Genomic DNA, 12,251 nt, shown 5'->3' on the forward strand with positions numbered 1-12,251 from the left:
AGTAAATAGCCGCCGGAGATGGAGAGGTTCTTCATAAAGTTGATCTGATTGCCCGCCTGGGAAAAATCGCTGTGGAATATAAATGCCGTCAGCAGGACAAAGACCACGGTGACCAGCGCAACCGTGCGGGTCAGGAAACCGAACAGGATGGCGAGGCCGCCGCCGAATTCCAGCAGTATGGTCAGGGGCAGCATAAAGCCGGGCACGCCCATGGCTTCCATATATTGCTGGGTGCCGGCGTAGCCGCCGCCCATTTTGCCAAAGCCGGCGACGATAAACAGGATTGGCATCAGGATACGGGCAACCAGGATAGCGCTATCATCTAATTTTTTCATCTTCGTCTCATCATATGTTTTACAGCGGCTTTGACGCGCAAAGCCAGAATACAGTAGGTTTTAAAAGCGGTTAGCCGGCTTTAGAACCCGTTGCGTTTGATGGGAGAGATGTTATCCGCCTGGCGTGCCGGGTGATAGCGATTAAAACTGTCGGTTATTATCAAATAATTTGAGTAATATGCCGTGGCCGGCGTTGCCGGTGAACGAATGCTCCAGCGGGAAGCGGGTCGGGCGGCCTGAGGGGTATAAAACGTAACGGTTGAGCGATATTTCACCCGTGCCAAAAGCATGGGAGTCGTGATGGCTCGCGGGGAAACGAGCCATCACGCGCGGTAAAATCGCTTAACGGGATTGAAGGGTGGAGCGGATGAGCTTAAGGGTGCCCATAATGCCGAGCGCGCGTTTGGTCCAGCGGATAAAGCGGCTGGGATGGCGAATATTATACAGCGCCAGCACGCTGGAACCGGCTATCAGGTACTTGCGCAGGCTTAACAGGGTATTCCAGCCGCGGTCGTAACGGTCGGTGGCGAAATACCAGGCTCGTTTTTCCGCGCCCAGATCCAGCCGCTGCTGGTGGATCCTGCGCAGCAGTTGGGTTTTGGTCAATTTAGCATTACGGCCGCTCATCTGCCGGCCTCCCGGTCCTTTTCCCTTTTCCTCGCTTTCTCTTCTTCCTGGATTTCGTCTTGGACCTTTTCCAATATATTCCGATCGACCTGGAGCTCTTCGCGGGTTGAACCCAGTAATGTGGAGCGCTTAGCCTTGCCCAGCGTCCAGACCGCGCCGATAATCGCCAGCGCGAACAGCACCGCGGTAGTGGTCGCTATCGCCGTCAGCCGGTACTGGGGATCGATGGCCCAAATCAGCAGTACCAGCAGGCTCATCAAACCAAAAGCGGCCAGTAACAACGTGATACCGGCCATCATCAGCATTTGAATAATATTGGATTTTTCTTGTTCCAGCTCTACCACTGCCAAACGCAGGCGGGTCTCCACCATACTGACAATAATGGTAATAATACGCTGGCCTATGGTGAAAATGCCCTTGCCAGGGCCTTGGCTTTGCTGTTCAATCATTGTTATCAACGCCGCATTATCAACGCACCAAGGACAAATCCAACCACGGCGCTAATGCCGATGCCCGTCCAGGGATTGTCGTGGACATATTCATCCGCTTTTTCCGCAACCACTTTGGTTTGTTCCGCCAAACGATCGCTGCCGTCGCCCAGACGGGTGCGGGTTTCCTTGAGCGCGCTTTCCGCTTTGCTGCGTAACTTGTCAAATTCAGCCTTGGGTTTCTGGGAAGAACCGCGCAGCACTTCTTCCAGCGTATCCGCCAATGACTTTAATTCGGCGCGTAAATGTTCAGAGGTGGTATCTTTAACCATCTTTTTTACTCCTTCGACGTTTACGAATCAGTTTTAGCCCGTATTAATCCATCATTACTGCATAGGCGTCTAATATTTAGCGCTTGCAGTAAGCGTAGCCCCGGATTTGGCAAACCGCAAAAAACTTATAGCAATTTCTTAGGGTTAATGCGGGTTAACTTATCCGGGCGTTGCCGTTATGCAGATAAGGGAGCCAGCGCCAATGGGGATAATGCCGGCTGCGTGAAATCGAATAATTTTCCGGCAGCAGTTCTTCGAGCGCATGCTGCGCCGCCAGCGCCTGCTCGGGCGTATCAAGCAGGATAATCAGGCTATCCCTGGCCGGGGTAATGCTTTTGATGCGGATGCCGCGCTCGTCGAGGCGCTGGTATATATAAAAACCGTCGGGCAGGGAGCCGCGTTCGCTGGCAAGGGTAATTTCCAGCGCCGTTTCTTTGGTCATCAGGGCGGGCAGCAGCAGTATCAGGACCAGCAGCGCCGCCGTCGCCGCTAAACCCGAGCGCCAGGTCATCCGTCCGCGCAGCCATTTTACGTTCACATTCACTTTCTTTACCTTTTTCGGGCGTCGGCGGCGCGTTTTTTACGCCACAATATTAACAGCGATCCCACCAGCCCAATCACCAATAACAACAGAGGCAATAACATCAAGCCCAGCATCAGCTCATCTTCGTAATAGTGAAACAAGGCGGTTTTGCCCAGCAGGAAACCCGCGGTGGTCAGGATAAAGACCCAGATTAACGCGCTGAGCCAGTTAAACAGCTGGAAGCGCGTGTCGCTCAATCCGGACAGGCCGGCGATGGTAGGCAGCAGAGTGCGCACAAACGCCACGAAACGGCCGATAAGCAACGCCGAAAGCCCGTGGCGGTAGAACATGGAATGGGAGCGCTGGTGATATTGCGCCGGTAAATGGGACAGCCAGCTTTGCACCATGCGGGTGTTGCCCAGCCATTTGCCCTGTATGTAGCTTATCCATGAACCCAGGCTGGCCGCCACCGTCAGCACCAAAAGGGTGAGGGGAAAGGTCATGGTGCCTTTGGCAATCAGCACGCCCACCAGGATAAGCAGGCTGTCACCGGGCAAAAAAGCCGCGGGCAACAGGCCGTTCTCCAGAAACAATATGACAAACAATATCAAATAGAGGGTCCAGACCAATGTGGGGTCGGCAAGTGTTTCAAAATCCTGCTGCCAAAGGGCATGTACCAGGGATTTTAATATATCCATTCAGCATTCCTAACTTGAAACAGCAGCTTACAACCCGGTGAAAGTGTAAAAAAAGCCGTCTCACTGTAACAAAATCAGACATCTTGAGACAGGGAAATATAACCGACATTCAGTCGGCCGCGAGGTTATATTGCAATAAAATTGCCTGGTTCAGGTATCTTTTACATGGGCTGACAGAAAAATGACACTTGCTGACGTGTTCCGACCGCTTCGGGTCCGGCGGCCGGAAAGAATACGAGAGGAGGTTACTTGGTGCCGTTGGCCAGGCTGTCGAGATGCACCACCGGATTTTCGGTAAACATATAACGATCGACGTTAAACTCAAAATCATCGGTGGTGGCGTGGAACAGCATCTGCTTGGTATTTTCCAGATGTTGCCACATCGCCAGTTTGGCCGCATACGGATCTTTGCGGATCAACGCCTTGAGGATATGATCGTGATCCTCGCACCAGCTGACGATGGATTTATCATCAATATGCTCATGCAGCTTGCGCCAGTACGGGTTGTGCAGCCGTTGGCTCCACATCTGCTCGACGATGGTGGCCATGGCGGTATTTTGCGTGGCCAGGGCGACCTGGACATGGAATTTCAGATCCCATTTTGAATCGCGGAAACGATCTTCCAGACGGGCATTTTCCTGGATATCCATTAACAACACAATATCCTGCCGGGTAACCTGGGTAGCGGCGAATTCGGCGATATTGCTCTCGATAAGCTGACGCGCCTGCAATAATTCAAAGGGCCCGGCGGCGGTGAACTGGAACTCGCCGCTTGGCAGCAGCAGGTTTTTCTGCTGGTTGGAAATGACGTGGATGCCCGATCCTTTACGCACTTCAACGTACCCTTCCACCTCCAGCATGATAATGGCTTCGCGTACCACGGTGCGGCTGACATTCATCTCTTCCGCGATATAACGCTCCGCCGGCAGTTTTTCGCCCACAGGGTAGACGCCGGATTCAATGCGTTGTTTCAGCTCGGCGGCCAGTTGTTGATATAATCGTCGGGTTTCGGTGAATTCCATGATACAGGCTCTTAATGTTGGGTAACGTTTTAGTCGGTGCCGCGCCTTCACGGCGCAACGCGTCAAAAGTTGCTCGACGAACTCACTTTGATGACATATTTGTTATACCACTTATTAAATGAAGCGCCTAGATAGCGGCGTCCTATTACCTCCATTTTCCCGATGCGGAATAAAAATCCCCGACAATGCGTCTTGCATGTGCCGGGGAGTTTTGGAACCTGCTATGGGACGCCGCAATGCGCGGGGGGCGCCGCGCGTTGCGGTTTCATTCAGCTATGGGCCGGTTTGAGCGGCTCTTGCCCAGGCAGCAGTTCCACCACCGGGCGGTTTTGCAGTATGGTCCACACCGCCAGCACGGCCAGTAAATCAAATACCGACAGAACCGCGAACAGCGGGCTGAAGCCCAACGTATCCGCCAGGGCGCCCACGACCAGGGCAAACATGGTGCTTGCCGTCCAGGCCGCCATGCCGGTAAGGCCGTTGGCGGTGGCGACTTCGTTACGGCCGAAGACGTCGGAGGAGAGCGTAATCAGCGCGCCGGACAGGGACTGATGGGCAAAGCCGCCGATGCACAGCAGACCGATGGCGACGTACGGGCTGGTAAACAGACCGATAAGGCCAGGGCCAATCATCAGGAAGCCGCCGAGGGTCACAACCAGTTTACGCGACACAATCAGATTGACGCCAAAGATGCGCTGGAAGAACGGAGGCATATAACCGCCGAGGATACAGCCGAGATCCGCAAACAGCATCGGCATCCAGGCGAACAAGGCGATTTCTTTCAGGTTAAAGCCGTAAGCCTTGAACATAAACAGCGGGATCCAGGCGTTAAAGGTACCCCAGGCCGGTTCAGCGAGGAAACGCGGGATGGCGATGCCCCAGAACTGACGGTTGCGGATAATCTGCCAGGCCGACAATTTCTTGGCATTGTTTACCTGATGTTGTGCTTCCTGACCGCCCAGAATATATTCGCGCTCTTCGTCGCTCAGTTTCTTTTGGTTTTTCGGGTGCTTATACAGCACCAGCCAGGCAATGGCCCAGGCCAGGCTCAGGGCGCCGACGATGACGAACGCCAGTTCCCAACTGTGAACCACAATCGCCCAGACCACCAACGGCGGCGCAAGCATCGCACCGATTGACGAGCCGACGTTGAAGTAACCCACGGCGATGGAACGTTCTTTCGCCGGAAACCATTCGCTGCTGGCCTTCAGGCCGGCGGGGATCATTGCCGCTTCCGCCATGCCGACGGCGCCACGGGCAATCGCCAGTCCGCCCCAGCTGCTGGCCAGTGCGGTCGCCATACACATCAGCGCCCAGACGATGGCAAACACCGCGTAGCCGACTTTTGTACCCAGCAGATCCAGTACATAACCGGCTACCGGTTGCATGAGCGTGTAGCATGCAGAGTAGGCGGCGATAATGTATGAATATTGCTGAGTGGTAATATGCAGCTGGTCCTGGAGGGTAGGAGCTGCCACTGCAATGGCGTTACGCGTCAGGTAACCCAGCACCGTACCAACGGTGACCAGGGCGATCATATACCAGCGTAACCCTTTTATTTTACGCATTACCACTTCTCCCAATGAGTATGAGCCGTCATCACCATTACCCGGATATCATGGGACGACGGGAGAGCCAGCCGGAGAGCGCGCTCTCCGGTTAATGTTATGTTCTGACGGTTTTCTCTCCGGTCTAACGACCCGCGCCTTGCCAACGCCGGCCCCTTCAACCCGATACCGCTTACCGCGCATTGGATCGCCGGCCAACTGCCGCCGGAAATCCGCATCGCCCTGGCCCGTCAGATGATTCATGACCCTGTCTGAGGTCATATAAACAAAATGATTGAGTCCAGACTCAATGTGGCGCTACGATAACTTGTCATACAGATTTAAAAGTTGAGTGCCATCACAAAAACCATTTTTATTTTAAGGGATAATAAATCGTCCCGTTAGCCGGGTGAAAGCCCTTAAGCTGACCTATGTATGTTGAGTTTTTGTTGATTTTGGTAGAAAAGACTGTACCAACACCGGCAGGATGTGCATTTTTCTGCTAAATTGGTATAACACCTTTCAACATTTAAGAAACATAACTCAAAGAAATAAAGGTGAGGAGCCTGAAATGTCCCAGTTTTTAACTGAAGATTTTTTGTTGGATAGCGAATTTGCTCGCCGTTTGTATCATGATTATGCCGTCGACCAGCCGATTTATGACTTCCATTGCCATTTGCCGCCGGTGCAGATTGCTGAAGATTACCGTTTCAAGAATTTGTACGATATCTGGCTGAAAGGCGATCACTATAAATGGCGCGCCATGCGCACCAATGGCGTGGCCGAGCGTTTTTGCACCGGCGACGCCGGCGACTTTGAAAAATTCGAAGCCTGGGCCAAGACGGTTCCCCATACCATCGGCAACCCGTTGTTCCATTGGACCCATCTGGAACTGCGCCGTCCGTTCGGCATCACCGATAAACTGCTGAACCCCGCCACCGCGCGCGAAATCTGGGATCGCGGCAATGAAATGCTGGCCCAGGACAATTTCTCCGCCCGCGGCATCATGAAACAGATGAACGTGAAGCTGGCCGGCACCACCGATGACCCGGTGGATTCCCTGGTTTACCACAAAGCGGTGGCCGATGACGCCAGCTTCGACATTAAAGTGCTGCCCAGCTGGCGCCCGGATAAAGCCTTTAATATAGAAGCGGAAGGCTTTAACGATTACCTGAAGCTGCTCGAAGCCGCCGCCGACACCGCCATCACCAGCTTCAGCTCCCTGACCGACGCGCTGAAAAAACGTCTGGACCATTTCGCCGCCCATGGCTGCAAGGTTTCCGACCATGCGCTGGACGTCGTGGTTTACGGCGAAGCGGACGAAAGCACCCTTAACGGCATCCTGGCCCGTCGTCTGGACGGCAAACTGCCCTCCAGGGATGAAATCGCGCAGTTCCGCACCGCGGTGCTGATGTTCCTGGGCAGCGAATACACCCGCCGCGGCTGGACGCAGCAATACCACATCGGCGCGCTGCGCAACAATAACACCCGCATGCTGAAACAGCTTGGCCCGGATACCGGCTTCGACTCCATTAACGACCAGCCGGTCGCCATGGCGCTGTCCCGTCTGCTGGACGCGCAGGCCCGTACCAACGCCCTGCCGAAAACCATTCTGTATTGCCTGAACCCGTCTGATAACGAAATTATCGGCACCATGATCGGTAACTTCCAGGGTGAAGGCATGCCCGGCAAAATGCAGTTCGGTCCCGGCTGGTGGTTTAACGATCAGAAAGACGGCATGGAACGCCAGATGCTGCAATTGGCCAACCTGGGCCTGTTGAGCCGTTTTGTCGGCATGCAGACCGACAGCCGCAGCTTCCTGTCCTATACCCGCCATGAATATTTCCGCCGCATTCTGTGCCGCATGCTGGGCCATTGGGTGGAAGCGGGCGAAGCGCCGGCGGATATCGACCTGCTGGGCGGGATGGTAAAAAATATATGTTTCGACAATGCGAAAAACTACTTCGCCATTGAGCTTTGATTCCGGGGGCGAGCCTTAGGCTCGCCCGATGTAAACCCTATTTTTTATTATCCGCAGCCGGGTAATTTTTAAGGTAAATTTCGCATGCAAACGCTAAATCGTCAAAACTTTCCCGGACCCCGGTACACCACGCGTGTCATACAGTTCGGCGAGGGGAATTTTTTACGCGCATTTATCGACTGGCAGTTGGATCTGCTCAATGAACATACCGATCTGGACGCCGGCATCGTTATCGTCCGTCCGATCAATACCGATTTCCCGCCGTCGCTCAGCACCCAGGACGGCCTGTACACCACGGTTATCCGCGGCCTGAATGAACAGGGCGAAGCGGTGCGCGAGCCCAGGCTTATCCGTTCGGTTAACCGTGAAATCAATATCTATCACGAATTCGACGATTACCTGGCCCTAGCGCGCGACGCCAATATCCGGTTTGTCTTTTCCAACACCACCGAAGCCGGTATCAGCTACCAGGCCGGCGACAAGCTGACCGATACGCCGCCCGCCAGCTATCCGGCCAAGCTGACCCGTCTGCTGTTTGAACGTTTCAGCCATTTTGACGGCGCCGCCGATAAAGGCTGGGTGCTGGTGCCGTGCGAGCTTATCGACTATAACGGCGACGCGCTGAAGGAACTGGTGCTGCGTTATGCCCAACAATGGGCGCTGCCGGTCGAATTCACCACCTGGCTCAATGAAAACAATACCTTTTGCTCCACCCTGGTCGACCGTATCGTTACCGGCTACCCGCGCGGTGAAGTGGAAGAACTGCAGGCCGAACTGGGCTACCAGGATACCTTCCTGGATACCGCCGAGTATTTCTATCTGTTTGTTATCCAGGGACCGCAGTGGCTGGCCAAGGAACTGCGCCTGGACCAAATGGACCTGAACGTGCGTATTGTCGACGACATCAAGCCCTACAAGGAACGCAAGGTCGCCATCCTGAACGGCGCGCACACCGCGCTGGTGCCGGTCGCGTTCCTGTCCGGCCTGGACACCGTCGGCGAATCAATGAACGATAAACTGATAAGCAGCTTTGTGGAAAAGACCATTGCCGAAGAGATCGTGCCGGTGCTGGATCTGCCCCATGACGAACTGACCTCGTTTGCCCAGGCGGTGCTGAGCCGTTTCCGCAACCCGTTTATCCAGCATCAGTTATTGTCCATCTCGCTTAACGGCATGACCAAATTCCGTACCCGCATCCTGCCGCAGCTGCTGTCCTACCGTGAAAAACAGGGTGAACTTCCGGCCCGACTGACCTTCGCCCTGGCCGCGCTTATCGCGTTTTACCACGGCGAGCGCAACGGCGAAAGCTACCCGGTGCAGGATGATGAAAAATGGATCACCCGTTTCAAATCGCTTTGGAGCGGTGTGGACAAAGGCGAGGTGGCTTTAAGCACCTTGGTAAATGAGGTATTGGGTGATACAGAGCATTGGGAACAGGATCTGCTCAAGGTTCCCGGCCTGGCGAAACAGGTTGAACAGCAGCTGCAGGCCATTATCGACCAAGGCATGCGCGCTGCCGTTTCAGCCTATTGCTGAAAGCAAAAAGGTTAATTATGAATATTATTAAAATTCATTCTTTAGACAATGTGGCGGTCGCCCTGCAAGACCTCGATACGAATGAAACGGTAGAAATCGGCGGCGTCACCATCACGCTGCCCCAGCCTGTCGCCCGGGGGCATAAATTCGCCCTGGCGCCGATAGGCGAGGGTGAAATGATCGTGAAATATGGCCTGCCCATCGGCCATGCGCTGTCCTTCATCGCACCGGGTCAGCATATTCATTCGCAAAACGCCAAGACGAATCTTAGCGATCTGGATCAATATCAGTACCTGCCGGATTTTAAAACCCTGCCGGCGCAGATGCCCGATCGCGAGATCCAGGTTTACCGCCGCGCCAACGGCGAGGTGGGTATCCGCAATGAACTGTGGATCCTGCCGACCGTCGGCTGCGTTAACGGTATTGCCAAACAGATCCAGCAGCGTTTTTTAAAGGAAACCTTTGGCGCCGAGGATATCGACGGCGTTCATTTGTTTACCCACCCGTTCGGCTGTTCGCAACTGGGGCAGGATCATGAAAACACCCGCACCATGCTGCAAAACATGGTACGCCATCCGAATGCCGGCGCGGTGCTGGTGATTGGTTTGGGATGCGAAAACAATCAGGTCGACGTGTTCCGCACCACGCTTGGCGAGTATGATCCGCAACGGGTGACCTTTATGGTCTGCCAGCAGCAGGATGATGAAGTGGAGGCGGGGCTGGAGTGCCTGCGCGCGCTGTACCTGGCGATGCGCGAAGATAAGCGCCAGCCGGGGAAACTCAGCGAGCTGAAATTCGGCCTCGAATGCGGCGGTTCGGACGGATTGTCCGGCATTACCGCCAATCCCCTGCTGGGGCGCTTCTCGGATTATGTGATAGCCAACGGCGGCACCTCGGTTTTAACCGAAGTACCGGAAATGTTCGGCGCCGAGCGTATCCTGATGAGCCGCTGCCGTGACGAGGCGACGTTTGAAAAGACCGTGCATATGGTCAATGATTTCAAACAATATTTTATTGCCCATCAGCAGCCGATTTATGAAAACCCATCGCCGGGGAATAAGGCCGGCGGTATCACCACTCTTGAGGAGAAATCCCTCGGCTGTACGCAAAAAGCCGGCCAGAGCAAGGTGATGGACGTGCTGAAATACGGGGAACGCCTGCATGTGCCGGGCCTTAACCTGGTCAGCGCGCCGGGCAACGACGCGGTAGCCACCAGCGCGCTGGCGGGCGCGGGATGCCATATGGTGTTGTTCAGCACCGGACGCGGCACGCCTTACGGCGGTTTTGTGCCGACGGTTAAGCTTGCCACCAACAGCGAACTGGCGGCGAAAAAGCCCCATTGGATCGATTTCGACGCCGGCCGGTTGATTCACGGCGTGGCGATGGATCAGGTGCTGGCGGAGTTTGTCGATTTAATCGTCGCCATCGCCAATGGCAAGCACTCGCGTAATGAGGTCAACGATTTCCGGGAACTGGCTATATTTAAAAGCGGCGTGACGTTGTAAATATCCGTTGGGATCCTTACTATAAGAACGGCGTTTCAAATTTATGAAGCGCCGTTTTCTTTTTCTTGTTTCGCCAAATTATAGGAACGCCGTGCCATGAGCCTTTACTGGGTCGCTCAGGGCGTGGGGGTGTTGGCATTTTTTGTCGGCATCACCATGTTTATTAAACGTGACGATCGTAAGTTCAAACTGCAGCTCGCGCTTTACAGCTTTATCATCGGTTGCCATTTTTTTTTGATGGGCGCCAACGCCGCGGGGATGAGCGCGGTGCTGAATGCGTTGCGCACGGTGATTTCCACCCGTACCCGCAACATCCTGGTGATGTTTGTGTTTATCATCCTGACCCTGGCGCTCGGGCTGTCCGAGGTCAAGCACGCCGTTGAACTGCTGCCCATTGTCGGCACGGTCATCAGCACCTGGGCGCTGTTCCGCACCCGCGGGCTGACCACCCGCTGCGTGATGTGGTGTTCCACCGCCGGCTGGGTCACGCATAATATCTGGCTTGGCTCCATCGGCGGCTCGCTTATCGAAGGCAGTTTCCTTATCGTCAATGGCATTAATATCGTACGTTTTCGCCGTATGCAATTACGCGGCATAGATCCGTTCGCCGCGGAACATACCGCCGTTTCCACGCGTTAAGGCGCTTGGCGCTGATTAACCCAGGCATTGATCGCCAGGGTGGCGGCCAGGATAAAGGCCACCACGCCCAGGGATATCGCCACGGGAATATGGATAATATCCACCATCAGCATCTTGGCGCCGATAAAAACCAGAATTAACGCCAGGCCATATTTCAGCAGCGAGAAGCGTTCGGCCACCCCCGCCAGCATAAAATACATGGCGCGCAGGCCCAGGATGGCGAACAGGTTGGAGGTCAGCACGATAAAGGGATCGGTGGTGACGGCAAATATCGCCGGGATGCTGTCGACGGCGAAAATGACGTCGCTGAACTCCACCAGGATCAGCACCAGTATCAGCGGCGTGGCGAACAGCACGCCGTTTTGCCGGATAAAAAAACGCTCGCCGCGCAGTTCGTCGGTCATGCGTAAATGACCGCGCAGCCAGCGCACCAGTGGCTTGTCGCCCAGCGCCGCGTCATCGTCTTTTGACCAGGCCATCTTAATGCCGGTAAACAGCAGGAAGGCGCCGAAAATATACAACAGCCAATCGAACCGGGTGACCAGCCAACTGCCGCCGAAGATCATCAGGGTACGCAGCACGATGGCGCCCAGAACCCCGTAGACCAGCACCCGCCGTTGCAGCGGCGCCGGTATGGCGAAATAACCAAACAGCATCAGCCAGACGAAGACATTATCCACCGCCAGCGCTTTTTCAATCAGGTAACCGGTAAGGAAGGCCAGCGCCTGGGGATCGGCGACGGCCCGGCCCTGGGTGGTGGCCAGGTACCACCAAAAGGCGGCATTGAATAACAGGGACAGGGAGACCCACACTACTGACCAGCAGGCGGCGCGTTTCAAGGTCATGGTCTTGCCCTGGAGCAGCAGGTCGATGGCCAGCATGATAACAACCACGACGGCGAATACGCCCCACAGCAAAGGTGTGCCAACGGTATGCATCAGGAATATCCTTTCGAAAAAAAAAACGGCTTACGTCGGAAGACGCAGCCGTTTTTTCCTTGAACAGGATGCAAACAGACCTCGCCTTCCGGCAAGGTCTCACTTACAACGCGGGACACTTTCAATCTTGAGATTGGGTG

13 protein-coding genes are annotated in these 12,251 nt (G+C 54.9%); 4 read left to right on the forward strand and 9 right to left on the reverse strand.

All coding sequences use genetic code 11. The features are described from left to right. The 8 genes from VGC33_RS06855 to VGC33_RS06890 form a co-directional block, all read right to left on the reverse strand. Nucleotides 1-335, reverse strand: a 335-nt coding sequence (locus VGC33_RS06855) for a DoxX family protein (RefSeq protein ID WP_331120004.1), incomplete at its 3' end; no start/stop codon positions are given. Between the two features lie 342 nt (nt 336-677). Then, entirely contained in the window at nt 678-962 is a 285-nt protein-coding gene (locus VGC33_RS06860) for a YqjK-like family protein (RefSeq protein ID WP_331120005.1), read from the reverse strand. Beyond that, nucleotides 959-1,411 carry a phage holin family protein gene (locus VGC33_RS06865; RefSeq protein ID WP_331120006.1) on the reverse strand — a complete coding sequence of 151 codons (453 nt, stop codon included), beginning with the start codon at nt 1,409-1,411 and terminating at the stop codon, nt 959-961. The genes VGC33_RS06860 and VGC33_RS06865 overlap by 4 nt, the downstream gene beginning before the upstream one ends. Before the next feature lie 5 nt (nt 1,412-1,416). After that, nucleotides 1,417-1,722, reverse strand: coding sequence for an ElaB/YgaM/YqjD family protein (locus VGC33_RS06870; protein ID WP_331120007.1), 306 nt, complete (start codon nt 1,720-1,722; stop codon nt 1,417-1,419). A 154-nt stretch (nt 1,723-1,876) separates the two neighbouring features. After that, a complete protein-coding gene (gene mzrA, locus VGC33_RS06875; RefSeq protein ID WP_331120008.1) occupies nt 1,877-2,266 on the reverse strand; it encodes an EnvZ/OmpR regulon moderator MzrA in 390 nt (129 codons plus the stop codon). Nucleotides 2,267-2,271: 5 nt separating this feature from the next. After that, complete coding sequence (locus tag VGC33_RS06880) at nt 2,272-2,943, reverse strand: DedA family protein (protein ID WP_331120009.1); 672 nt, start codon at nt 2,941-2,943, stop codon at nt 2,272-2,274. A 245-nt stretch (nt 2,944-3,188) separates the two neighbouring features. Beyond that, a complete protein-coding gene (exuR, locus tag VGC33_RS06885) occupies nt 3,189-3,965 on the reverse strand; it encodes a transcriptional regulator ExuR (RefSeq protein WP_331120010.1) in 777 nt (258 codons plus the stop codon). 269 nt (nt 3,966-4,234) lie between these two features. Then, complete coding sequence (locus VGC33_RS06890; protein WP_331120011.1) at nt 4,235-5,533, reverse strand: MFS transporter; 1,299 nt, start codon at nt 5,531-5,533, stop codon at nt 4,235-4,237. Between the two features lie 550 nt (nt 5,534-6,083). Here VGC33_RS06890 and uxaC point away from each other — a divergent pair. From uxaC to VGC33_RS06910, 4 genes are all read left to right on the forward strand, one after another. Beyond that, nucleotides 6,084-7,493: a glucuronate isomerase gene (gene uxaC, locus VGC33_RS06895; RefSeq protein ID WP_331120012.1), complete on the forward strand. Its 1,410-nt coding sequence runs from the start codon at nt 6,084-6,086 to the stop codon at nt 7,491-7,493. An 84-nt stretch (nt 7,494-7,577) separates the two neighbouring features. After that, the gene (locus VGC33_RS06900) at nt 7,578-9,029 is read left to right on the forward strand and encodes a tagaturonate reductase (protein ID WP_331120013.1); all 1,452 of its coding nucleotides are present in this window, start codon (nt 7,578-7,580) and stop codon (nt 9,027-9,029) included. Nucleotides 9,030-9,043: 14 nt separating this feature from the next. Then, nucleotides 9,044-10,534: a UxaA family hydrolase gene (locus VGC33_RS06905; protein ID WP_331120031.1), complete on the forward strand. Its 1,491-nt coding sequence runs from the start codon at nt 9,044-9,046 to the stop codon at nt 10,532-10,534. 96 nt (nt 10,535-10,630) lie between these two features. Further along, the gene (locus tag VGC33_RS06910; protein ID WP_331120014.1) at nt 10,631-11,173 is read left to right on the forward strand and encodes a YgjV family protein; all 543 of its coding nucleotides are present in this window, start codon (nt 10,631-10,633) and stop codon (nt 11,171-11,173) included. Here VGC33_RS06910 and VGC33_RS06915 read toward each other — a convergent pair. Further along, complete coding sequence (locus tag VGC33_RS06915) at nt 11,170-12,111, reverse strand: TerC family protein (protein ID WP_331120015.1); 942 nt, start codon at nt 12,109-12,111, stop codon at nt 11,170-11,172. The two genes, VGC33_RS06910 and VGC33_RS06915, sit on opposite strands and share 4 nt — an antisense overlap. Between the last annotated feature and the right edge of the window lie 140 nt (nt 12,112-12,251).

Origin of the sequence: Acerihabitans sp., assembly GCF_036398755.1 — a bacterium.
Lineage (GTDB): Bacteria > Pseudomonadota > Gammaproteobacteria > Enterobacterales > Enterobacteriaceae > Acerihabitans.

Bases quoted from the DNA above. Each gene is read 5' to 3' on its own strand.
- exuR (WP_331120010.1), bottom strand. From the start codon at position 3,965: ATGGAATTCACCGAAACCCGACGATTATATCAACAACTGGCCGCCGAG.
- VGC33_RS06880 (WP_331120009.1), bottom strand. From the start codon at position 2,943: ATGGATATATTAAAATCCCTGGTACATGCCCTTTGGCAGCAGGATTTT.
- VGC33_RS06910 (WP_331120014.1), top strand. From the start codon at position 10,631: ATGAGCCTTTACTGGGTCGCTCAGGGCGTGGGGGTGTTGGCATTTTTT.
- VGC33_RS06900 (WP_331120013.1), top strand. From the start codon at position 7,578: ATGCAAACGCTAAATCGTCAAAACTTTCCCGGACCCCGGTACACCACG.
- VGC33_RS06870 (WP_331120007.1), bottom strand. From the start codon at position 1,722: ATGGTTAAAGATACCACCTCTGAACATTTACGCGCCGAATTAAAGTCA.
- VGC33_RS06890 (WP_331120011.1), bottom strand. From the start codon at position 5,533: ATGCGTAAAATAAAAGGGTTACGCTGGTATATGATCGCCCTGGTCACC.
- uxaC (WP_331120012.1), top strand. From the start codon at position 6,084: ATGTCCCAGTTTTTAACTGAAGATTTTTTGTTGGATAGCGAATTTGCT.
- VGC33_RS06860 (WP_331120005.1), bottom strand. From the start codon at position 962: ATGAGCGGCCGTAATGCTAAATTGACCAAAACCCAACTGCTGCGCAGG.
- VGC33_RS06915 (WP_331120015.1), bottom strand. From the start codon at position 12,111: ATGCATACCGTTGGCACACCTTTGCTGTGGGGCGTATTCGCCGTCGTG.
- VGC33_RS06865 (WP_331120006.1), bottom strand. From the start codon at position 1,411: ATGATTGAACAGCAAAGCCAAGGCCCTGGCAAGGGCATTTTCACCATA.